This is a genomic window from Brevundimonas sp. NPDC090276 (assembly GCF_044772165.1).
Lineage (GTDB): Bacteria > Pseudomonadota > Alphaproteobacteria > Caulobacterales > Caulobacteraceae > Brevundimonas.
Window position 1 is genome coordinate 662,772 of sequence record NZ_JBIVYK010000002.1, and the last position, 22,725, is coordinate 685,496.

21 protein-coding genes and 2 tRNA genes are annotated in these 22,725 nt (G+C 67.5%); 16 read left to right on the top strand and 7 right to left on the bottom strand.

Annotated elements, in window-relative coordinates; translation table 11 throughout:
* Positions 1–53 precede the first annotated feature (53 nt).
* Entirely contained in the window at positions 54–683 is a 630-nt protein-coding gene (locus ACIQTU_RS09045) for a protein-L-isoaspartate O-methyltransferase (protein WP_400545535.1), read from the bottom strand.
* Positions 684–816: 133 nt separating this feature from the next.
* Between ACIQTU_RS09045 and ACIQTU_RS09050 the strand changes: the two genes are divergently transcribed.
* Positions 817–890, top strand: a tRNA-Cys gene (locus ACIQTU_RS09050).
* A gap of 56 nt (positions 891–946) precedes the next feature.
* Here the strand turns inward: ACIQTU_RS09050 and ACIQTU_RS09055 are convergent.
* Entirely contained in the window at positions 947–1,771 is an 825-nt protein-coding gene (locus tag ACIQTU_RS09055; protein WP_400547085.1) for a TrmH family RNA methyltransferase, read from the bottom strand.
* A gap of 111 nt (positions 1,772–1,882) precedes the next feature.
* Between ACIQTU_RS09055 and ACIQTU_RS09060 the strand changes: the two genes are divergently transcribed.
* Positions 1,883–1,957, top strand: a tRNA-Asn gene (locus ACIQTU_RS09060).
* Between the two features lie 168 nt (positions 1,958–2,125).
* Here the strand turns inward: ACIQTU_RS09060 and fdxA are convergent.
* From fdxA to gcvA, 5 genes are all read right to left on the bottom strand, one after another.
* Positions 2,126–2,464: a ferredoxin FdxA gene (fdxA, locus tag ACIQTU_RS09065; protein ID WP_400545538.1), complete on the bottom strand. Its 339-nt coding sequence runs from the start codon at positions 2,462–2,464 to the stop codon at positions 2,126–2,128.
* 31 nt (positions 2,465–2,495) lie between these two features.
* The gene (gene cysC / locus ACIQTU_RS09070) at positions 2,496–4,346 is read right to left on the bottom strand and encodes an adenylyl-sulfate kinase (RefSeq protein ID WP_400545541.1); all 1,851 of its coding nucleotides are present in this window, start codon (positions 4,344–4,346) and stop codon (positions 2,496–2,498) included.
* A complete protein-coding gene (gene cysD, locus ACIQTU_RS09075; protein ID WP_400545544.1) occupies positions 4,346–5,290 on the bottom strand; it encodes a sulfate adenylyltransferase subunit CysD in 945 nt (314 codons plus the stop codon). The genes cysC and cysD overlap by 1 nt, the downstream gene beginning before the upstream one ends.
* A 108-nt stretch (positions 5,291–5,398) precedes the next feature.
* Positions 5,399–6,205 (bottom strand): ferredoxin--NADP reductase, encoded by an 807-nt coding sequence (locus ACIQTU_RS09080; RefSeq protein ID WP_400547088.1) that lies wholly within the window; start codon positions 6,203–6,205, stop codon positions 5,399–5,401.
* A 118-nt stretch (positions 6,206–6,323) separates the two neighbouring features.
* Positions 6,324–7,253, bottom strand: coding sequence for a transcriptional regulator GcvA (gene gcvA / locus ACIQTU_RS09085; RefSeq protein ID WP_400545547.1), 930 nt, complete (start codon positions 7,251–7,253; stop codon positions 6,324–6,326).
* Positions 7,254–7,383: 130 nt separating this feature from the next.
* Here gcvA and cysG point away from each other — a divergent pair, with 130 nt between their 5' ends.
* From cysG to ACIQTU_RS09155, 14 genes are all read left to right on the top strand, one after another.
* Positions 7,384–8,787, top strand: a complete 1,404-nt coding sequence (cysG, locus tag ACIQTU_RS09090; RefSeq protein ID WP_400545550.1) for a siroheme synthase CysG — start codon at positions 7,384–7,386, stop codon at positions 8,785–8,787.
* Entirely contained in the window at positions 8,784–9,068 is a 285-nt protein-coding gene (locus tag ACIQTU_RS09095) for a DUF2849 domain-containing protein (RefSeq protein WP_400545553.1), read from the top strand. Before cysG ends, ACIQTU_RS09095 begins: the two co-directional genes overlap by 4 nt.
* Positions 9,068–10,735, top strand: coding sequence for a nitrite/sulfite reductase (locus tag ACIQTU_RS09100; RefSeq protein WP_400545556.1), 1,668 nt, complete (start codon positions 9,068–9,070; stop codon positions 10,733–10,735). Before ACIQTU_RS09095 ends, ACIQTU_RS09100 begins: the two co-directional genes overlap by 1 nt.
* Complete coding sequence (locus tag ACIQTU_RS09105) at positions 10,722–11,798, top strand: phosphoadenylyl-sulfate reductase (protein WP_400545559.1); 1,077 nt, start codon at positions 10,722–10,724, stop codon at positions 11,796–11,798. The genes ACIQTU_RS09100 and ACIQTU_RS09105 overlap by 14 nt, the downstream gene beginning before the upstream one ends.
* Positions 11,799–11,856: 58 nt before the next feature.
* A complete protein-coding gene (locus tag ACIQTU_RS09110; RefSeq protein WP_400545562.1) occupies positions 11,857–12,876 on the top strand; it encodes a cysteine synthase A in 1,020 nt (339 codons plus the stop codon).
* The gene (locus ACIQTU_RS09115; RefSeq protein ID WP_400545565.1) at positions 12,876–13,901 is read left to right on the top strand and encodes a sulfate ABC transporter substrate-binding protein; all 1,026 of its coding nucleotides are present in this window, start codon (positions 12,876–12,878) and stop codon (positions 13,899–13,901) included. Before ACIQTU_RS09110 ends, ACIQTU_RS09115 begins: the two co-directional genes overlap by 1 nt.
* A complete protein-coding gene (gene cysT, locus ACIQTU_RS09120) occupies positions 13,898–14,743 on the top strand; it encodes a sulfate ABC transporter permease subunit CysT (RefSeq protein WP_400545568.1) in 846 nt (281 codons plus the stop codon). Before ACIQTU_RS09115 ends, cysT begins: the two co-directional genes overlap by 4 nt.
* The gene (gene cysW / locus ACIQTU_RS09125) at positions 14,740–15,606 is read left to right on the top strand and encodes a sulfate ABC transporter permease subunit CysW (protein WP_400545570.1); all 867 of its coding nucleotides are present in this window, start codon (positions 14,740–14,742) and stop codon (positions 15,604–15,606) included. Before cysT ends, cysW begins: the two co-directional genes overlap by 4 nt.
* 1 nt (position 15,607) lies before the next feature.
* Positions 15,608–16,636, top strand: coding sequence for a sulfate/molybdate ABC transporter ATP-binding protein (locus tag ACIQTU_RS09130; protein ID WP_400545572.1), 1,029 nt, complete (start codon positions 15,608–15,610; stop codon positions 16,634–16,636).
* Entirely contained in the window at positions 16,633–18,030 is a 1,398-nt protein-coding gene (locus ACIQTU_RS09135; RefSeq protein WP_400545575.1) for an FAD/NAD(P)-binding protein, read from the top strand. Before ACIQTU_RS09130 ends, ACIQTU_RS09135 begins: the two co-directional genes overlap by 4 nt.
* Positions 18,031–18,197: 167 nt before the next feature.
* Positions 18,198–19,658, top strand: a complete 1,461-nt coding sequence (locus tag ACIQTU_RS09140; RefSeq protein ID WP_400545578.1) for an efflux transporter outer membrane subunit — start codon at positions 18,198–18,200, stop codon at positions 19,656–19,658.
* A gap of 75 nt (positions 19,659–19,733) precedes the next feature.
* Positions 19,734–20,672, top strand: coding sequence for an HlyD family secretion protein (locus ACIQTU_RS09145; RefSeq protein WP_400547091.1), 939 nt, complete (start codon positions 19,734–19,736; stop codon positions 20,670–20,672).
* Positions 20,669–21,592 (top strand): ABC transporter ATP-binding protein, encoded by a 924-nt coding sequence (locus ACIQTU_RS09150; protein ID WP_400545581.1) that lies wholly within the window; start codon positions 20,669–20,671, stop codon positions 21,590–21,592. Before ACIQTU_RS09145 ends, ACIQTU_RS09150 begins: the two co-directional genes overlap by 4 nt.
* Positions 21,589–22,725 (top strand): ABC transporter permease, encoded by a 1,137-nt coding sequence (locus tag ACIQTU_RS09155; RefSeq protein ID WP_400545584.1) that lies wholly within the window; start codon positions 21,589–21,591, stop codon positions 22,723–22,725. The genes ACIQTU_RS09150 and ACIQTU_RS09155 overlap by 4 nt, the downstream gene beginning before the upstream one ends.

The following is a 22,725-nucleotide window of genomic DNA, read 5'->3' on the forward strand; positions in this document are numbered from 1 at the left end:
GTTAAGTTTTTTTCACGCTAACGACACTGAAGTCCGTCGCTCGCCCCAGGCGCTTAAAGCGCGAAGGCCGGCGCGGGAATCAACTCAGCCAGCACAGGCGGCGCACAGTCGAACAATTCGCGACGCGAAACGCCCTCGCGACCACGGACATATAGCACAGCCTTGCCAGTCGGTCCTGAGCGCTCGACCACGGCCAAACGACCGCCTGGACGCAGGGCCGCAATCCATGATTCGGGACGCACCGGCACTGCGGCCTCGCTGACGATCAGGTCATAACCTTCACCCTGCGGCTGGCTCAGGGGAGCCACCACGGTCGAAACGCCTTCGTCGGCCAGGGCCGCGCCCGTCACCTCGAACACGGCGGCGTCCGAATCCTGCACCGTCACCGTCAGGCCCATGCGCGCCAGAACGGCGGCGGCGTAGGGACCGGCCAGAACGAGGGCCTTTTCACCTGCGCGGGCGTCCAGCGCCTGCATCAGCTTGCCCAGATCGCGCGGCAGCATCAGGCGACGCTCGCCCGCCACTTCCGGTTCAATGTCGGCGTAGGCGGCGAAGGCGCGGTCCGCAGCGCAGAATCGCTCGCGCTCAACGGCCCCGAAGGCGGCCTGCAGGTCGCGGTCCGTGACGTCGTTCACACGGACTTGCGAGTCCAGCATGACCTTGCGTGCAGCGGCAAAATCCATGGTTCCGAGGTCCTTCAGGTCGGCGTAAGCAAATAAATCTGCGGCGCTTATAGGTCCGTGCGTTGCAGCCGACAATCCGATCTGATAGCTGACGCCCCTCGCGATGGTTCGGGGCTCGATTTCGAGACTCAATGGCCTGATGGCGGAGTGGTGACGCAGAGGACTGCAAATCCTTGCACCCGGGTTCGATTCCCGGTCAGGCCTCCATCGCGACAAACAGTCAGCCGCCCTTCGGGGCGGCTTTCTTGTTTCTGGGCCGCAAATCAGTTTGCCGCCACCCAGCCCGCCCCCATGGTCGTAAGATGGTGCAGAGCCACGGCGCTGGTTGCCGCGACATTCAGGGAATCAAACCCACCCGACATGCGGATCGCCAGCGGCCGGCAACGACCGATGACCTCTGGCGACAGACCCGGCCCCTCCGATCCCAGTAATATCGCCGTCCGTGGCGCAGGCTTCAGCTCAGACAAGGTCTCCGCCGCCGACGGCGTCAGGGCCAGGACCTCGAATCCGCGTGCCTCCAGCGCCTCGACCATCGTCGTCGCTGTCACACCCGCGATAAAAGGCGTCCGCAGGGCCGCCCCGACCGAAACGCGGATCGCCTTGCGGTAGAACGGATCGCAGCAGGTCTTGTCCAGCAGCAGCCCCGCCGCCCCGAACGCCGCCGCATTGCGGAACAGGCCGCCCATATTGTCGTGATTGCCAATGCCGCAGGCGCCGACCACCACAGCCCGCTCCGGCAGGCCGTCCAGGAAGACGCCGAGCGCTGGCGCTTCCGGCTTGCGGCCCAAGGCCAGGATTCCTCTGTGCAGATGGAAGCCTGCGATCCCGTCCAGCACGTCCTGCGGTGCGATATGAACCGGAACGTCGTCAGGCAGTCGCTCAAGAATCTCGCGCAACGCCTCCAGCCGCTTCTCGGCGATCAGAACCGCTACGGGCGCACAGCGCGACGCCGACGAGGCCAGCACGCGCAGCACCACCTCCCCTTCCGCTACAAACAGACCCTTACGCCCCGTCAGGTCCCGCTCCTTCACGTCGCGAAAGGCGGAAATGCGAAGATCGTCGATATCGAAAACAGGGATCAAATTCATGCTGCGGCTTCTATCGCACCCCTCATGAAATATTTCGGCGTTTTTCTGCAATTTGCCCGTTGCATGAATCAAAAAGGCGTTGCTATACAGCGGCCTCCCCCGAGGGGACGTTCCGCGGTAGCTCAGTGGTAGAGCAGCCGACTGTTAATCGGCTGGTCGTAGGTTCGAATCCTACCCGCGGAGCCACTCGGGGGAATAAACTCTGCCATTGCAGAGTTTGACTGCTCCTCCTCCTCATTCATGCCAGACATCTGTCTGGACCGAACACGACCTTGGCGGGTGTTTTGAGGCATTGCGCCATATCGTCTCGCCCGTGCCGCTGTTCGTCGACAGATGCATCCTGTGCCGACAGCCTCAACTGCCGCCAGGTTTGGGACTGAAGTATTTCTCGAACTTGCCGGTCTCGCACGCATACTGTTCGCAGTCCGCGGGCGGCTCGCCCTTGATTGTGATGTTGGGCCATAGCTTGGCGTAGCCGCTGTTGATGGTCAGCCACTTGCCGTCGGGCTCGTCCTCGGCGTCGGGTTTGATCGCGTCCACCGGGCATTCCGGCTCGCAGACGCCGCAGTCGATGCAGTCGTCGGGCGAGATGACCAGGAAATTCTCGCCCTCATAGAAGCAGTCCACGGGACAGACTTCGACGCAGTCCATGAACTTGCATTTCACACAGGCGTCGGTGACGAGATAGGTCACAAATAGGGTCCAGTCGTTGTGAGCGGGTGGCCTATAGCCAGCCGCGCTCTTCCAGCAGGCGGCGCACCGCATCGGCCGCCCGCGATGGCGACAACTGCTCGGTCGCGACCATCAGATCAGGGGCCGTCGGCGTCTCATAGGGCGCAGCGATACCGGTGAAGTCAGTGATCACGCCAGCTGACGCGCGGGCATAAAGGCCCTTGGGGTCACGCGCGCGGCAGCTTTCCAGCGAGGCCTCGACAAAGACCTCGACGAAGCCGTCGCCGTCAAACAGCGCCCTCACCGCGTCGCGGTCCGCCTGACGCGGCGAGATCAGGGCGCAGATGGCGATGACCCCGGCCTCGGCAAACAGCCGCGCCGCCTCGCCCGTCCGTCGCACGTTCTCGGCCCGGTCCGCATCCGAGAAACCGAGGTCGCGGTTGAGACCGTGGCGCAGGTTGTCGCCGTCCAGCAGCACCGTCCGGCAGCCGCGCCCATGCAGGCTCTGTTGCAGCGCCTGAGCCACGGTGGACTTGCCCGCGCCCGACAGGCCGGTCAGCCAGACCACGCCGCCGCGATGACCATTCAGCAGCTCATGCGCCTCACGCGATACAGCCGTCGGGCTTTGATGGATGTTCGCCGCCTGACTCGACACGCCCGTCACCACCCCGGCGGCGACCGTAACGCCCGAAGCCCGGTCGATCAGCACGAAGGCGCCTTGTGCCGGGTCCCGATGGAAGGCGTCCACCGCCACAGGAGACGGCAGGGTCAAGCACCCATCGGCCACCTCGTTGGGGGTCAGCGTGACCGTCGCGTCGGACAGGGTCAGGCGCGCGGGCAAGGTCCGGGTGCCCAGCTTCACCTGATAGCGACTGCTCGGCTCGAACGCCTGATCCCCCATCCATAACAAGCGGACGTCCAACTGATCAGATGCGGCGGGACGATCATCGACCGGCGCAAGGACGTCGCCCCGCGCCACATCGACATCCTCGGCCAGCACCAGCGTCACGGCGTCGCCAGCCCGAGCGACCGCGACCTCGACGTCGCCCGACAGGATACGCGCCAGCGTCGCTGTCTGGCCGCCAGGGCAGACCGCCAAGGCATCACCCACCCTCACCTCGCCCGAGGCGATGGTCCCGGCATAGCCGCGGAAGTCGGCATGAGGCCGGTTCACATACTGCACCGACAGACGGAACGGTCGTGAGGCGCCGGTTTCGGCGACAGGCAGGTCCTCCAGCGCCTGAATCAGACTGGGGCCGTCGTACCAGGGCGTGGCCGCCGACAGCGTCGTCAGGTTGTCGCCCCGGCGTGCGCTGACCGGGATGGCGGTGACCGAACGGAAGCCCAGATCGCTCACCAACTCGGCATAGGCCTCGCGGATATGTCCAAACGCCGACGGCTCTTCCGCCACCAGATCGATCTTGTTGACCGCCACAATGACGTGGCGAATGCCGAACAGGGCGACGATGCGGCTGTGGCGCGCAGTTTGGGCCGTGACGCCCTTGACCGCATCGACCAGGACGACCGCGGCGTCGCAGGTCGAGGCGCCGGTGGCCATGTTGCGGGTGTATTGCTCGTGCCCCGGCGTGTCGGCGACGATGAAACTGCGGCGCGCCGTCGACATGTAGCGATAGGCCACGTCTATGGTGATGCCCTGCTCGCGCTCGGCCTCCAGCCCGTCCAGCAAAAGGGCGTAGTCGAGGTTGGCTCCGTCGGTGCCGAACCGGAGCGAGTCACGTTCCAGCGTCGCCAGCTGGTCCTCGGGCACCTGTCCCGTCTCGAACAGCAGCCGCCCGATCAGAGTGGACTTGCCGTCGTCCACCGAGCCGCAGGTCAGGAATCGCAACAGGCCGCGTTCCGCCCGTTGGGTTTGCAGCGGGAAGGCCGTCACGGCGCCGTCCATCAGAAGTAACCCTCGCGCTTCTTGCGCTCCATCGAGGCGGTCTCGTCGGCGTCGATCAGGCGGCCCTGACGCTCCGACTGACGGCTGACGCCCAGTTCGCGGATGACGGCGTCCAGATCATCGGCCTCGGACTCCACGGCGGCGCTCAAGGGATAGCAGCCCAAGGAGCGGAACCGGACGCGGCGCAGTTCGGGCGCCTCGCCCTCCCGCAACGGCAACCGTTCGTCGTCGCGCACGATCAGGGCGCCGTCGCGCACCACAACGGGGCGCAGGGCCGAGAAGTAGAGCGGCACGACCGGGATGCCCTCAGCCCGCGTGTATTCCCAGACGTCCAGCTCGGTCCAGTTCGACAGGGGGAAGACGCGCAGGCTCTCGCCCGGCCCCAGGGTGGAGTTCCACAGCCGCCACAACTCGGGCCGCTGACGACGCGGGTCCCAGCTGTGGTCCGCGCCCCGGAACGAGAAGATGCGCTCCTTGGCCCGCGACTTCTCCTCGTCGCGCCGGGCGCCGCCGATGGCGACGTCAAAGTCGTGCAGGTCCAGCGCCTGCTTCAGGGCGTCGGTCTTCATCGCCTGGGTGTGGGCCGAGGAACCCGAGGCGATCGGGCTGATCCCGCGCGCCAGGGCCTCGTGATTGGTGTGGACCAGCAGCCGCGCGCCATAGAGGCCCGTCACATGGTCGCGGTGAGTGATCATGTCCCGGAACTTCCACGTCGTGTCGACATGCAGCAGAGGGAAAGGCGGCCGCCCCGGATAGAAGGCCTTGGCCGCCAGATGCAGCAGGACGCCGGAGTCCTTGCCGATCGAATACATCATGACCGGGTTGCGGGCGGTCGCCGCCACCTCACGCAGGATCTCGATCGCCTCGGCCTCAAGCTGGCGCAGATGCGGGGGCAGGACGCGACGCGCGGCGGCGTCTCTCTGCTTTTCGACGGTCGCCTGCATAGGCTGAGGTCCTCACTGGTCGTCTTGAACGTGGGATATATGAAGCTTGGAGGGCCGGTCCGCGTCGAACGATATGATCTCGCGCCGACCGATAGAAAATATGCGAGATCAGCCGACGAAGGCGCGCTCCAGCACGTAGTCGCCGGGTTCGGCGTTCGAGCCTTCGCTCAGGCCGTGGCTTTCCAGCAGGGCCGCCGTCTCGCGAATCATGGCGGTCGAACCGCACAGCATGACCCGGTCGAGGGCCGGATCGAACCGGCCTTCCAGCCCCAGGTCGCGGAAGAAGTCGCCGCTGAGGATACGGTCAGTGATCCGCCCCGTCCGCTCGAACACCTCGCGCGTCACCGTGGGGTAATAGGTCAGTCGTCCTTGCGCCTGCTCGCCCACCAACGGGTCCTCGAACAACTCGCTCTGCAGGAAGTCGCGATAGGCCAGGTCCGCGACCTGCCGCACCGTGTGGGTGACGACGACCTGACCGAACCGCTCATAGGTTTCAGGATCGCGCGCCACGCTGAGCCAGGGGGCCAGGCCGGTGCCGGTGCCGATCAGGAACAGACGACGCCCCGGCTTCAGGGCATCCAACACCAGAGTCCCGGTGGGCTTCTTGCTCAACAGGACCTCGTCGCCCGGCTGGATTTCGACCAGACGTGACGTCAGAGGCCCATCCTCGACGCGAATGGAGAAGAACTCCAGTTCATCGGACCACGACGGACTGGCGATAGAATAGGCCCGCAACGTCGGCTTGCCCGCGCCGTCCAGCGACGGCAGACCGATCATGACGAACTCGCCCGAGCGGAAGCGGAAGTTCTCGGGCCGGTCGATGGCGAAGCTGAACAGATGATCGGTCCAGCGCCGCACCCAGCGCACCCGCTGCTGGGTCCAGGGCGCGGGCGCCGCCACACGGGAACGTTCCAGAACTGCGACTTCGCTCACGACCGACCTCCTGTTTGAAGGCCTTCGACATAGGGCGGGACGCGCTCGCTGAGGAAACGATCAATCCTGTTTCGAGCCTGCAGAAAATCTGCTGGTCGACTTAAAGCTGGTCCAGATTGTTGTCGTAGTCGATGGCCTGCCGCTTCAGCCAGGCCACGAAGGCCTTGGTTCCCGGCGAGGCCGGACGGTCCCGCGGCATGACCACGAAATAGGCGAAGCCCAGCACCTGACTGCCGTCCGCGAAGGGCGCGACCAGACGGCCGGTGGCCAGGTCCGCCTGAGCCAAAGTGCGCTTGGCCAGAGCCACACCCCGCCCCGCCGCCGCCGCCTCGATCAGCAGGCTGGACTGGTCAAAACGCGAGCCGCGTCGAGCGTCGGCATGGCTGGCGTGCCGCGCCTTCAGCCACATGGCCCAGTCGGGCCGGGAGGCGTCGCCGTCCTCGGACATATCGTGCAGCAGAGTGTGCCGGGTCAGGTCCTCGGCGGTGCGGATCGGGTGCGGCGCGGCCATCAGGGCGGGAGAGCAGACGGGGATCACGGTCTCGGTCAGCAGGCGCTCGACCACATGGCCGGGATAGTCGCCGGGGCCATAACGGATGGCCAGATCGACCTTGCCCTTGCCCACTGTGACCGGCTCCATGTCGGCCGAAATCCACACCTCGATGTCTGGGTGGGCGGCATGGAAGTCGTCCATGCGCGGCATCAGCCATTTGGACGCAAAGGACGGCGCCACGCTGATCGCCACCGTCCGGTTCAGCGGCGGTTCGCGAAGAATGGCCGAGGCGTCCATCAGCCGCTCGAACCCTTCGCGCAGCAACGGCATGGCCGCCCGGCCCAGTTCCGTCAGTTGCAAACCGCGCGCTTCTCGCGTGAACAACGGCCCGCCGATGATCTCCTCCAGCAGGCGGATCTGCTGGCTGACAGCCCCCGGCGTCACCGACAGCTCGTCCGCCGTCCGCGAGAAGTTGAGATGTCGCGACGCGCTTTCAAAAGCACGCAGGGCGTTGAGGGGCAAAAGCGGTCGAACCATGCGCTTGTAGAAAACCTATCAGGGCGGCGAAGACAATCTGGTTTGTGGAAGGATCGTGCACGACGGATGCTGAATGTCGAGCCGCCACGCAACAGCGAAGGCGGAAGGCAGCAGATCATGGAATCGTCCGATGCGCGTCTTTCTGGCATCCATCCCCCTAGAACGGACGAAAGTCGTCGTCGTCGGCACCGGCGAACCGGCCCTGGCGAAGCTGCGACTGTTCCTGAGCAGCCCGGCTGAACTGGTCTGGTTCACCCCTGACGGCGCGCCCGCTGCGCTGGAAACGCCGCAGGGCGCTCCGACGCCGGCGACGCGTATTCCCGACGCGGCAGACCTGACCGGCGCCCGGCTGGTCTTCATCGCCCTTCATGATCTCACCCTCGCCCGCGACATCGCCGAGGCCGCCCGCAGCGCCGGCGCTCAGGCGAACATCGTGGATCAACCCGCCTCCAGCGACTTCCACACCCCGGCCCTGATCGACCGCGATGACGTGGTCGTGGGCGTGGCCACCGGCGGGAACGCCCCTATCCTCGCCCGCGATCTGCGCTCACGGATCGAAGCCGTCCTGCCGCAGGGCGTGGCCTCGGTCGCCAAGCTGGCGGGCGAACTGCGCGGCGCGGTGAAGGAATCCATCCCCGACTTCCTCGCGCGCCGCCGCTTCTGGGAAAAGGCCTTCCGCAGTCCCGCCGCCGACCTGGCCGCCGACGGCCGCATGGCCGAGGCCCGCCGTGAAGTGGTGCGCCTGTTGAACGTCGCCGCCTCGCCGCATGACGAGGCCGCCCAAGGCATGGTCCACATCGTCGGCGCCGGGCCGGGCGATCCCGAACTGCTGACGCTGAAAGCCCTGCGGGCGCTTCAGGATGCCGACGTCATCATCCACGACAAGCTGGTCTCGGCCGCGGTGCTGGACCGCGCACGCCGCGACGCCAGGCGCATCTATGTCGGCAAGTCGCGCGGCGACCATTCGGTGCCGCAAGATCAGATCGAACAACTGATTATCGAAGAGGCCCGCGCCGGCCACCGCGTCGTTCGCCTGAAGGGCGGCGATCCCTTCGTCTTCGGACGCGGAGGCGAAGAACTGGAGGCCGTCCGCGCCGCCGGGATCGAGGCCATCGTAGTGCCGGGCATCACCGCCGCCCTCGCCTGCGCCGCCTCCACCGGCCTGCCCCTGACCCATCGCGACCATGCCCAGGCCGTGACCTTCGTGACCGGCCAGCCCAAGCCGGGCGGTCAGGGCGCGGACTGGACCCGTCTGGCGGCGCCGAACCACACCCTCGCCGTTTATATGGGCTCGGGACAGGCCGAGGACATCGCCTCCAGCCTGATCGCCGCCGGTCGCGACGGCGCCACTCCCGTCGCCGTGGTCGAGAACGGCAGCCGCCCTGAACAGCGCACGTTCAAGGGTCGCCTCGACGGCCTCGCCGCCCTGGTCGCCCGCATGGACCTAACCGGCCCCGCCCTGCTGTTCATCGGCGAAACCGCCGCCCTGGCTATCGCCAGCGATGAGCGCGCCCTGATCGAGGCCGCGGCATGAAACTGCTGACCGCCAACCGCCTCAACGACGGCCGCGTCATCTATCTGGGCGAGGCCGACGCCGTGGTCGAGACCATCGACGCCGCCCGCCCCCTGGACGCCGAAGCCGCCGACGCCGCCCTGGCCCTGGCCCAGTCGCGCCCGGCCGTCTTCGTCAATCCCTACCTGATCGAGGTCGAGGGCTGCGCCCCCTCGGGCCGGGACCGGCTGAAGGAGCGCATCCGCTCTGTCGGCCCCAGCGTTGGCCACAGCCTCGATCACGCTCGAAACGAGACCGCCTGATGTACCGTTATGACGAGTTCGACGCCGCCCTGGTCCGCGAGCGGATCGCGGAATTCAGCGATCAGGTCGATCGCCGCAGCAGCGGCGCGCTGACCGAGGACGAGTTCAAGCCCCTGCGCCTGATGAACGGGGTCTATCTGCAACTGCACGCCTATATGGCGCGGATCGCCGTCCCCTACGGCGTGATGAACAGCCGCCAGATGCGTCAACTCGCCCATGTCGCCCGCACCTATGACAAGGGCTACGGCCACTTCACCACCCGGACCAATATCCAGTTCAACTGGCCCGCGCTGCAGGACCTGCCGGCCATCCTCAGCGACCTGGCCGAGGTCGAGATGCACGCCATCCAGACCTCGGGCAACTGCATCCGCAACGTCACGACCGACGTCTTCGCCGGCGTCGCCGCCGACGAGATCGAGGACCCGCGTCCCTGGTGCGAGATCATCCGTCAGTGGTCGACCATCCACCCGGAATTCTCCTTCCTGCCGCGCAAGTTCAAGATCGCCATCGTCGGCGCGGCCAAGGATCGTGCGGCGATCCGCACCCACGACGTCGGCCTGCAGATCGTGCGCGGCGAGGACGGTCAGACGGCGTTTCGCGTCTTCGTCGGCGGCGGTCAGGGGCGCCTGCCCCACATCGCGCAAGAGATCGCCCCGGCGGTGCCGGGTCAGTCGCTTCTGGCCTATCTGACGGCCATCCTGCGCGCCTACAACCTGCTGGGGCGGCGCGACAACATCCACAAGGCGCGGATCAAGATCCTGGTCGCCGCCATCGGCATCGACGCCTTCCGCGACGAGGTCGAGCGCCAGTTCGCCATCCTGCGCCTCGAAGACCTGCGCATCCCCGACGAAGAACTGGCCCGCATTCAGACCTATTTCACCCCGCCGCCGTTCGAGGCCCTGCCCGCCGTCAGCCCCGCCTATGACGCCGCGCGCCGCCTGAACCCCGAGTTCGCCCGCTTCACCCGCTCGAACCTGCGCGCTCACAAGCAGGCGGGATATGGCGCGATCATCGTCTCGCTGAAGCCGGTCGACGGCGTGCCGGGCGACGTCACGGCGGAGCAGATGGAGGTCGTCGCCGAACTGGCCGCGCACTTCTCGTTCGACGAGGTCCGCGCCTCCTACGAGCAGAACCTGGTCCTGCCCCACGTCCGACTGGAAGACGCCCATGCGGTCTGGAGCCGCCTGCGCGAAGCCGGTCTGGCCACGGCCAACGCCGATCTGGCCACCGACATCATCGCCTGCCCCGGCCTGGACTATTGCAGCCTGGCCAACGCCCGCTCCATCCCGGTGGCGCAAGCCCTGTCGCGCCAGTTGGCCGACGCCGACCTGCAGGAAAAACTCGGCCCGGTCCGTATCAACATCAGCGGCTGCATCAACGCCTGCGGTCACCACCACGTCGGGCACATCGGCGTCCTGGGCGTCGATCGGAAGGGTGAGGAATACTACCAGATCACCGTCGGCGGCTCGCCCGACGAGCAGGCGGCGCTGGGCGAGATCGTCGGCCGCAGCCTGCCTGCAGACGAAGTCGCACCCGCCATCGCTCGCGCCCTGGACCGCTACCTGGAAATCCGTACCGATGACGAACTGTTCATCGACACGGTCCGCCGCCTCGGCGCCGATCTCTTCCGCGCCGCCATCTATGAGCCAATCGATGCAACTGCTTGAGCAAGCCCAGGACGGCGTCCGCCTGAGCGTTTCAACGCCCGAGGAAGACATCCGCGCGGCGGCGGCGGCCAACGACAGCCTGATCCTCGAGTTCGAGGCCTTTCGTGACGGGCGCGGCTTCTCTCTGGCCGCCATCCTGCGCGGTCAGGGCTATCAGGGACGCCTGATCGCGGCGGGCAAGGTCCTGCCCGATCAGGTCCGCCACCTGCGCCGCTGCGGCTTTGACGCGGTCGAACTGGCGCCCGGCGCCGACCCCGCGCCGTGGCGGCGCATGGATCAGGTCTTCAGCGCCGCCTATCAGCCCGCGTCCGGCGACGACCGACTGGTCTGGCGCCAGCGCCACGCCGCCCCCGCCAATGACGACGCCGTCGCCCTGGCCGCGCGCCTGAACGATCAATGGGCCGACGCAGACGCCGAGGACCTGCTGAGGGCGGTGCTGGACCCGGCGCTGGGCCGAAAGGCCGCCGCCATCTCTTCCTTCGGGGCGGAGGCGGCGGTGCTGCTGCACCTGATCTCGCGCGTGCGGCCCGACCTCCCGGTCGTCTTCCTTGAGACCGGTCAGCACTTCTTCCAGACCCTGGCCTATCGTCGCGAACTGGCGGACCGCCTCGGCCTCACCGACGTGCGCGACATCACGCCCGATCCCGCCGCCCTGTCCAAGACGGACCCGCGCGGCGACCTGTGGCGCAGCGCCCCCGACGCCTGCTGCGACGTCCGCAAGGTTCAGCCTCTGGCCCAGGCCGTGGCCGGGTTCGATACTCGCATCACCGGCCGCAAACGCTATCAGAACAGCCACCGCGCCGCGCTCGCCCCCTTCGAGGCCGCCGACGGGGTCCTGACCGTCAATCCGCTGGCCGCCTGGTCCGCCGAGCAGATCGAGGACTGGCTGCGCGATCATCAACTGCCGCGTCATTCTTTGGTCGCGCAGGGCTACCCCTCTATCGGCTGCTGGCCCTGCACCCGCGCCGTCGAGGCCTGTGAAGATGCCCGCGACGGCCGCTGGTCCGGTCAGGAAAAGACCGAGTGCGGCATCCACGCGCGGGTGCTGGCTCCGGCCTGTTGATGCTCGTTCGTCGCCCCGTCGTCCGATCCCATTCCAAGACCTGATCCAGAGACATACCGTGTCCATCGCCAGCATCGTCAACCTCATCGGCGACACGCCGTTGATCCGCCTGAACCGCCTGTCCGACGCCACCGACTGCGAGATTCTGGGCAAGGCCGAGTTCCTCAACCCCGGCCAGTCCATCAAGGACCGCGCCGCCCTGTCCATCGTGCAGAAGGCCAAGGCCTCGGGCGCCCTGCGGCCCGGCGGCGTGATCGTCGAGGGCACGGCGGGCAATACGGGCATCGGCCTGGCCCTGGTCGGGGCGGCGCTCGGCCACCGCGTGGTCATCGTCATGCCGCGCACCCAGTCGGAAGAGAAGAAGCTGGCCATCAGGGCCTTGGGCGCGCGGCTGATCGAGGTGGACGCCGCCCCCTTTTCCAGCCCCAACCACTTCGTCCACTATTCCCAAGAGGTGGCGCGCAAGCTGAACCTCAGCGAGCCCAATGGCGCCTTCTGGGCCAATCAATTCGACAACACCGCCAACCGCGCCGCCCACTATGAAGGCACCGCGGCCGAGATCTGGGAACAGACGAGGGGCAAGATCGACGCCTTCATCAGCGCGGTCGGCAGCGGCGGCACATTGTCGGGCGTCGCCACCTTCCTGCGCGAGCGCAATCCGGCGGTGAAGATCGGTCTGGCCGACCCGGCGGGCGCGGCGCTCTACAACTGGTTCACCCAGGGCCAGATGACCGGCGAAGGCAGTTCGATCACCGAGGGCATCGGCGTGGCCCGCATCACTGGCAATCTGGAAGGCTTCACGCCCGACTTCTCTTATCGCGTGGAAGACGCTGAATTTTTGCCCATTCTGTTCGACCTCGTAACCCACGAAGGCCTGTCCCTGGGCGGGTCATCGGGGGTCAATCTGGCCGGCGCCGTGCGGCTGGCTCGCGACCTGGGGCCGGGCAAGACCATCGTCACCGTCCTGTGCGATCCCGGCACGCGTTACGCCTCGCGCCTGTTCAATCCGGCCTTCCTGCGCAGCAAGGGTCTGCCGACCCCCCAATGGGTTTCTGAAGACGTGCGGGAGCCGGCGTGATGACGGTGTTTTCACTGGACCGTCGTGGTCTTCTGCTGAGCGCGGGGGCGCTGGCTCTCAGCGGGTGCGCCCAGTCCAAGGGGACCGAGGCCGCCCTGCTGAACGTCTCCTACGACCCCACGCGCGAGTTCTATCGCGCCTATAACGAGGCCTTCCTGGCCCGTTGGCGCGAGGGCGGCGGCGCGCCTTTCGCCGTCGAGCAATCACACGGCGGATCGGGCAAGCAGGCCCGCGCCGTCATCGACGGCCTGCCCGGCGACGTAGTCACCCTGGCGCTGGCGTCGGACATCGACGAGATCGCCGCGCGCGGCCTGATCAAGCCCGACTGGCAGACCCGCCTGCCCGACAACGCCTCGCCCTACACCTCGACCATCGTGTTTCTGGTTCGCAAAGGAAATCCGAAAGCCATCCACGACTGGCCCGACCTGCTGAAGCCGGGCGTCGAGGTCATCACCCCCAATCCCAAGACCTCGGGCGGAGCGCGCTGGAACTATCTGGCGGCCTGGGCCGACGCCCTGCGGCGTCCGGGCGGCACCGAGCCATCGGCTCAGGCCTTCGTCAGCGAACTGTTCCGCCGTGTGCCGGTTCTCGATACGGGCGCGCGCGGCTCGACCACCACCTTTGTCCAACGCGGCATCGGCGATGTCCTGCTGACCTGGGAGAACGAGGCCTTCCTCGCCGCCAAGGAACTGGGCCCAGACAAGGTCGATATCGTCGCCCCGCCCTTCTCCATCCTGGCCGAGCCGCCGGTGGCCGTGGTCGACAGCGTCGTGGACCGCAAGGGCACGCGCGACTGGGCACAAACCTATCTCGCCCAACTTTACGACGAGCCCGCTCAGGTTCTCGCCGCCGAGCACTTCTATCGCCCGCGCAACCCGGCCGTGGCGGCGCGCTTCGCCAACCGTTTCCCGCACCTGACCTTGGCCGACATCTCCGACTTCGGCGGCTGGAGCGCCGCGCAGAAGCGCCACTTCGCCGACGGCGGCGTCTTCGATCAGATCTATCAACCCGGCCGAGGATCATGACCCGACAGGTCGGCTCCTCAGTCTGGAAGGCCCACAGCCCACTGCCCGGCTTCTCTCTCTCGCTCGGGTTCACCCTGGCCTATCTGTCGTTGTTCGTCCTCATCCCCCTGGCCGCCCTGGCGATCAGGCCGTGGGAGAACGGGCTGGACGGTGTCGTCGCGGCCATCACCTCGCCGCGCGCCCAGGCGGCCCTCAGGCTCAGCTTCGTCGCCGCCGCTGTCGCCGCAGTCGTCAACGCCGTGATGGGCGGCCTGCTGGCCTGGGTGCTGACCCGCTATGAGTTTCCGGGCAAGCGGCTGGCCGACGCCGTGATCGACGTGCCCTTCGCCCTGCCGACGGCGGTCGCGGGCATCGCCCTGACCGCCCTCTATGCCCAGAATGGTCCCATCGGCGGCCTGCTGGCGCCGCTGGGCGTCAAGATCGCCTACACGCCCGTCGGCGTGGTCGTGGCCATGATCTTCGTCGGCCTGCCTTTCGTCGTCCGCTCCATCCAGCCCGTGCTTCAGGATCTGGATCTGGAGGTGGAGGCGGCGGCCGAGACCCTGGGCGCCTCGCCGCTTCAAACCGCCACGCGGATCATCCTGCCCGCCATCCTGCCCGCCCTGCTGTCCGGCGTCGGCCTGGCCTTCGCGCGGGGCGTGGGGGAATACGGCTCGGTCATCTTCATCGCCGGCAACATGCCGCTGCGGTCAGAGATCGCCCCCCTGCTGATCGTCACCCAGCTGGAACAGTTCGACTACGCCGGAGCCGCCGCCATCGGCCTGGCCATGCTGTGCCTGTCCTTCCTCATCCTGCTGAGCTTCAACGGCCTGCAGACAGCCTTGGCGAGGCGGGGCGCATGACGGCTGTCGCCCTTTCTTCCGCCCCCGCCTCAGCCACGCGCAAGCGAGGTCTCGGCCGTGGTCTGCTGATCGGCCTGGCCGTGCTGTGGTTGGTCCTGATCGTCCTGGCCCCGCTGGGCGTCATCCTGGTCGAGGCCCTGCGAAAAGGTGCGGGCGCCGCCGTCGCCAGCCTGTCCCAGCCCGACGTCTGGGCCGCCGCCCGGCTGACCCTCGTGACTACGGCGATCGCCACGCCTCTGAACGCCGTCTTCGGCCTGGCCGCCGCCTGGTGCGTCACCCGGTTCGACTTCGTCGGCAAGACCCTGCTGATGGCCCTGATCGATCTGCCGCTGTCAGTGTCACCAGTCATTTCCGGTCTGGTCTGGGTCCTGCTGTTCGGCGCCTCGGGCTGGTTCGCGCCCTGGCTGAACGCGGCCGGGCTGCAGATCATGTTCACGCCCGTCGCCATCATTCTCGCGACCATCCTCGTGACCCTGCCCTATGTGGCGCGCGAGTTGATCCCCCTGATGCAGCAACAGGGTTCGGACGAGGAACTGGCCGCCCTGACGCTGGGCGCCCGCCCCTCCGCCATCTTCTTCTTCATCACCCTGCCCAACGTGCGCTGGGCCCTGCTTTACGGCGTGCTGCTGGCCAACGCCCGCGCCATGGGCGAGTTCGGGGCCGTCTCGGTGGTGTCCGGCCATATACGCGGCCTGACCAACACCCTGCCGCTGCACGTCGAGATTTTGTATAATGAGTACGACTTCGTCGGCGCCTTCGCGACCGCCGCCCTGCTGGCGGTTCTGGCGCTTGTGACACTGGTGCTGAAGTCCTTCCTCGAGCACCGCCACGCCGACGACCTCGCCGCGAGGGGGCGGCGCTGACATGACCCTCGACATCCAATCCATCACCCGTGCCTATGACGGTCTGCCCGCCCTCGACGACGTCAGCCTGACGGTCCGCGACGGCGAGTTCCTGGCCCTGCTCGGACCGTCGGGCTCCGGCAAGACCACCCTGCTGCGTATTATGGCCGGGCTGGACCGCCCGTCAGCCGGACAGGTACGCTTCAACGGCGAGGACTTCCTGACCCTCAGCCCGCGCGAGCGCCGCGTCGGCATGGTGTTCCAGAGCTACGCTCTGTTCCGCCACATGACCGTGGCCGACAACATCGCCTTTGGCCTGAAGGTGCGCCCGCGTGGATCGCGCCCCGGCCGCGCCGATATCGCCGAACGGGTTCGGGACCTTTTGTGCCTGATCCAGCTTGAGGGCTTCGGCGGCCGCTATCCCAGCCAGTTGTCCGGCGGTCAGCGCCAGCGCGTCGCCCTGGCCCGCGCCCTGGCCATCGAGCCGCGCCTGCTGCTGCTGGACGAGCCCTTCGGCGCCCTGGACGCCCGCGTCCGTCGCGACCTGCGGCGCTGGCTGCGTCAGGTTCACGAACAGACCGGCGTGACGACGGTCCTGGTCACACACGATCAGGAGGAGGCGCTGGAACTGGCCGACCGCGTCGCCATCCTGAAACAGGGGCGCATCGAACAGGTCGATACGCCGCAAGCCCTCTACGACCGCCCCGCCTCGGCCTTCGTCCACGACTTCCTAGGCGAGGGGCTGCAGCTTCAGGCCACAGTGGCGCGTGGCGAGGTCGTGTCGAACGACTGGCGCGCGCCGTCCGACGCCCCGACCGGCGACGCCTTCCTCTGCATTCGCCCCGAGGATCTGGAGGCCGGCGACACCGGCCTGGTCGGGGTGGTCATGTCCAGCCTGAGGCGCGGCGACCGCGCCCGCGTGGCCGTGTCCCTGCATGGCCGCCGCCTGGAGCTGGAACGCCCCGTCGGCGACCCACTCACGACCCTGGTGCCCGGCGCGTCGGTCCGCCTGCGTCCCCGTCGCTTCCATGTCCTGGCGAAGAGCGCATGAGCGGGCCCACCGTCGCCGTCATCGGAGCGGGCTTCAGCGGCCTGCTGACCACGCTGAACCTGCTGCGGATGTCGCCCGACGTGTCCGTGCAGTTGATCGAACGGCGCGGCGTCTTCGGCCTCGGCCCCGCCTACGCGACCGGCAACCCCAAGCACCTGCTCAATGTCCGCCTGTCGAACATGAGCGCCTTTCCCGACCGGCCGCGTCATCTGGCCGACTGGATGGCCGAGCAGCCCGCCTGGTTCGCCCGCGACGACTTCATCACGCGCGGCGACTATGGCCGCTATCTGGCCCACCTGCTGGATCAGGCGTTGCGCCCTGACCGCGACGGCGAACGCCTGACCCTGATCCGTGGCGAGGTCAGCGCCATCCGCCCCCAAGGCCACGGCTGGAAGATCATGCTGGACGGCCGCAGTTCTACGTTCGCCGACGCCGTGGTCCTGGCCCAGGGCAACCTTAGCCCCGACGCCCCCGCCGGTCTGGACCCCGGCCTGATCGGTTCAGGGCGATATCTGAGCAATCCGTGGAGCGCGCTGGACGCCCTGCCCGCCGACGCCCACGACATCCTGCTGATCGGTGCCGGTCTGACCATGGTGGATGTCGCCATCGCCCTGCGCCGTTCGGGACGGCGCTTCACCGCCGTCTCGCGCCATGGCCTGCTGCCGCGCAGCCACGGATCGACAACCATGCCGCCTCGCAAACGCACCTATGTCGGCGGCCCGGCCGAGGTCTTCCGTCAGGCCCGTGGGGCCGCAACCGAAGAGGACTGGCGTGCAGTGGTCGATGACGTGCGCCAATCCGCTCGCGACCTCTGGTCATCGTGGTCCCTGCCACAACGCAGTCGCTTTTTGCGCCATTTACGGGCGCTTTGGGACAATCATCGCCACCGCCTCGCACCCGGCGTCGCACGCGAAGTCACCGCCATGCTGGCGTCAGAAGAACTGGAGGTGACTGCGGCCCGCATTATCGGCTTGGCGCTACGCAGTGACAGGGTGGCGACGACCCTGACCGCCCGAGGCGATCCGCAGTTGCTTACACGTCGCTTCGACGTTGCTATCAATTGCTCCGGACCGACCGGCGATGTGGCCCAAAGCACCGAACCCCTGCTCTGCGACCTTCTGAAACAGGGGCTGGCCGCCCCCGCCGCGCTCGGCCTGGGCTTGTCCGTTGATCTAGCAGGTCGATTGATCGATGGACGAATGCTGACCCACGCTCATCTCTTCGCCATCGGCCCTTTGACCCGCAGCCTGTTCTGGGAAGCCACCGCTGTGCCTGACCTCCGCGAACAGGCCGTCTCCATCGCTCGAAACGTTCTGAGTGCTCTTCAACTAGAGGATAGCTTCATGGCCCCAATCGTTGCCAAGCAGAGCATCAACGCCGGCGCTCTGACTTGAGCACGCTGCAGGCGCTTCACATGAAGTAGCTGATCCTCGAGACAGGCCGATGCGACCAACCAAGGCTGAACGGCGTTAGGTCGTGACGAGCTTGAGGGTGAGCGCCACAGATGACGCAGACGCAGGACAGGCGACCGCCTCATCCGAAGAGGCCAAACGGTCTCTTCATGCTCCTGCCCTCCCTGATCGCTGCACAGGTCGCAGCCTGCTCCGGCGGACCGGCCGATCAGCAGCCATCCATCGCTATTCCAGCCGCGTTTTCACAGTCCTCGCCCGTCGGCGAACCTGAAGCCTTGTGGTGGCGAGCTTTCGGCGATCCCTTGCTGGATCGGTTGATCGCCGAGGCCCTGAACTCCAATCTGGATGTGCGTCAGGCCGTGCTGAGGGTCGACGCGGCCCGTCATCAGGCACGGATCGTCGACGCCGCCAGGCAGCCGACCATCGTGGCGACGGCGCAGGCCAGCGATACCCGACTGAGCAAGACCACCTCCTTTGCCTCGCTGCTGGGTGGTTCCAGTGCGCCTGGCTCAAGCCCTGTCGGCGAGCCCGGGACCACGGTCGACACCTATCAGGTCGGTTTCGACGCCTCGTGGGAGTTGGACCTGTTCGGCGGCAACCGGCGCGCGGTCGAGGCGGCGCAGGCCCGTACCGAGGCGGCGACCTGGAACCGACGCGACGCCGAGATCATCCTGACCGCCGAAGTCGCGCGCGGGTATCTGAACTATCGTGCGCTGGAGCAACGGATCGCCATCGCGGATCAGTTGCTGGCGGTCCGGGACGAGGCTCTGGATTACAGCCAGGTCCGCCGCCGCCACGGCCTGACCACCACCCTGGACGAACGACGAGCTGAACGCGACATCGCCGCCGACATCGCCGCGCGTCAGGATTGGATCGCCCAGAAAGGCGCCCAGGCCCACGCCCTGGCCATCCTGCTGGCTCGGCCACCGCTGGGACTGACCGCTGAACTGGCGGCCATGTCAGCCCGGACCAGCACGCCACGCGACATCCCGGTCGGCCTGCCATCCGAACTGCTTCTACGGCGGCCAGACCTTCGGGCGGCCGAACGCGATCTGGCCGCCGCCACCGCCGACATCGGCGTCGCCGCCGCCGACCTCTATCCGTCCTTCAGCCTGACGGGCGCGGTCGAACTGGTCTCTGGCTCGCTCAGCAGGCTGATTTCTGGCGACAGCTTTCAGCCCACCATCGCCGCGGGACTGGTCGCCCCCCTGCTGGACGGCGGCCGGCGGCGCGCGACAGTGGATCTGAAGCAAACGCGGGCGCAGCAGGCTCTTCTGACCTATCAGGGTGCGGTCCTGACTGCCCTCAAGGACGTCGAAGACGCCCTCAGTCGCTTGTCAGCCGACCGCAGCCGCGAGGATCAGTTCCGCGTGTCCGAAGCCGCCGCTCGCGACGCTCTGGCCACCACCCAGGCCCAAAGCAAAGCCGGATTGGCGACGGGACTCGACGTTCTGGCGGCCCAAGCTCTGCTGCTGAGCGCCTCTGACAGACTCGCGCAGGCGCGGGCGGCGACGGATCAGGATGTGGTCGCGCTCTACAAGGCTCTGGGCGGCGGCTGGCCCCCGGACAATGGGAACGACCGACCCGCCGCCGATGCAGGAGGAAATTAGGTGGCCGAAGCTCCCCTACCCGCTGCCAGACCCGGACGACGCCCGCCCAAACGCCCCCTGATAATCGCCTTGATCGTGGGGGCGGCGGTCTGCGCCCTGATCGTCTGGGGCGTGATAGGCCGCCAGCATCGAGGCCCCCCTGTCTTCACCGGCTATGTCGTCGCCCGCAATCTCTATATGGCCGCGCCAACGGCGGGGACCATCGACGCCCTGAGCGTCCAGCGCGGTCAGCGGGTCGAGGCCGGCGCCCCCCTGTTCCGCATTGATCCGACCTCTCTGGGGGCCCGCGCCGATCAGGCCGCTGCTCAGGTCGATCAGAGCCAGGCGTCGCTGGCCGCCGACAACGCCGCGCTGAACAGGTCCCGCGCTGCCCTCGCCGCCGCCCAGGTCGAGGTCGATCGCACCGTCGCTGACCTCAACCGCTACCTCGCCGCCGAACGCGAGAAGGCCGGGTCGGTCGCCGGCCAGCAGATCGATCAGGCCCGCGCGGCGGCGGTCAGCGCCCGGCGCCAGCGCGACGCCGCCGCCACCGACGTCTCCGCCGCCTCAGCCCGCATCGCCGCCGGTCGCGCCCGGATTCAAGGCGGGCGCGCCGGCGTGATCGACGCCCGACGCCAACTCAGCCAACTGGCGCCCGCGGCGCCGGTTGCGGCGCGGGTCGAGGACGTCATGTATCAGGTCGGGGAATGGGCCGCCGCCAATGCCCCGGTCGTCAGCCTGCTCCCCGATGGCCAGGTCAAGGTGCGCTTCTATGTGCCCGAGGGCATGGTGAACGCCTATCCGCCGGGGACGGCGGTTGCGGTCGCCTGCGACGGCTGCCCAACCGGCATGACGGCGCGCGTGGACTATGTGGCCAGCCGCCCCGAATACACGCCGCCGATCATCTACAGCCTGGCCACCCGCGACAAACTGGTCTTCATGATCGAGGCGATCCCGTCCGCCCCGCGCAGCCTGACGCCCGGCCAGCCCATCGACGTCAGACCTGTGCACCCGTCCGGCTCCGACAACCGATGACCCGCGCCATCGACGTTCGCGGCCTGAACAAGTCGTTCGGCGACAAACACGTGGTGCGCGACGTCTCCATCGCTGTGGATGAGGGACGGATCACCGGCTTCCTCGGCCCCAACGGCTCGGGCAAGACGACGACCCTGCGGCTGCTGTGCGGTTTGCTGACACCCGACAGCGGCGAAGGCGAGGTGCTAGGCCTGAACTTCCGCACCGAGAGCAGCCAGATCAAGCTGCAGACCGGCTACATGACCCAGAGGTTCTCGCTCTACGACGACATGACGATCAGCGAGAACCTGACCTTCGTGGCCCGGGTCTATGGACTGGACGACCGAGCCGATCGCGTCGATCGCGCGCTGGAACGGCTGGGGCTGGCGGACCGCCGCAACCAGCTGGCCGGCGCACTTTCCGGCGGCTGGAAGCAGCGCCTGGCCTTGGCGGCGGCGACGCTGCACGAGCCGCGCCTGCTGCTGCTGGACGAGCCGACCGCCGGAGTCGATCCCAAGGCCCGGCGCGAGTTCTGGGACGAGATCCACGCCCTGGCCGCAGAAGGGCTGACGGTTCTGGTCTCCACCCACTACATGGACGAGGCCGAGCGGTGCCATGATATCGGCTACATCCTGCATGGCGAACTGATCGCGCGCGGTACGGGCGAAGAGATCATCGGCGGATCGCACCTGATCACCTTCAATGGTGAAGGCCCTGACATTGACAAGCTGGCGCACCGGCTGGCGGATCAGCCTGGCGTGCTGAGCGCCTCGGCCTTCGGCGCCGCCGTCCATGTCAGCGGCGTTGATCGCGCCGCGCTGGAACAGGCCCTCGCCCCCTATCGCCAGTCGCCCTATCAATGGGAGGAGGTCAGGCCAACGCTGGAAGACGTCTTCATCCAGTTGATGGGCGACAAGCGTGACGCGCGGTACAGAGCATGAGCGGCCCACTGCTCCGCATCTACGCCGTCCTGTCCAAGGAGTTCACCCAGCTCAGTCGGGACCGGATCACCTACGCCATGATCCTGCTGATGCCGCTCGTGCAGCTGCTGTTGTTCGGATACGCCATCAACACGGACCCGCGGCATCTTCCAGCGGCGGTCTTCTCCGGCGACCACAGCACGACCGCCAACGCCGTCGTCGCGGCCATGGAGCGGACCAGCTATGTCGATGTCCGCTACCTGCCGCGATCCGAAGGCGAGATGGACGACCTGCTGCGGCGCGGTGAGGTGATGCTGGGGCTGACCATTCCGCCTGACTTCACCGAGCGCGTGCTGAAGGGAGACAAGGCCCAGGTTCTGGCCGAGGTCGACGCCTCGGACCCCGTATCCGCCGCCGGCGCGATCGGCGCCGTCGCCGCCCTGCCCGACAGCGCGCTGGATCGGCAACTTATCGGCGCGGCGGCCAAGCCGTCGCCTTCGCCGCCGTTCGAGGTGGTGATCCACCGCCTCTACAACCCCGACAACATCACGGCTTACAACATCGTACCCGGCCTGCTGGGCACCATCCTGTCCATGACCCTGGTAATGATGACCGCCATGGCCGTGACCCGTGAGCGCGAGCGCGGCACGATGGAGGCCCTGCTCTCAACCCCCGCCACGCCGATCGAGATCATGATCGGTAAGCTGGTTCCCTATGTCCTGGTCGGGGTCGTCCAGACCCTCGTCATCCTGACGGTGGCGCGTTTCCTGTTTAGCGTTCCCATGGCCCAGACCATGGCTGGATGGTTCGCCCTGACGTGCGGGGTGGCCCTGTTCATCCTCGGCAACCTCGCGTTGGGCTATCTGATCTCGACCCTGGCCAAGAGCCAGCTTCAGGCCATGCAGATGTCCTTCTTCTACATGATGCCGTCGATATTCCTGTCGGGCTTCGCCTTCCCCTTCTATGGCCTGCCGCAATGGGCCCAGCACATCGGCAACCTCCTACCCGTCACCCATTTCCTGAGAGTGGTTCGCGGCGCCCTGCTGAAACAACAGACTCTAACCGATATGGGACCCAGCCTGCTGGCGCTCGCCCTGTTCGTCCTGATCATCTCGGGCCTGGCCCTTGCGCGATCCCGAACCACGCTGGACTGA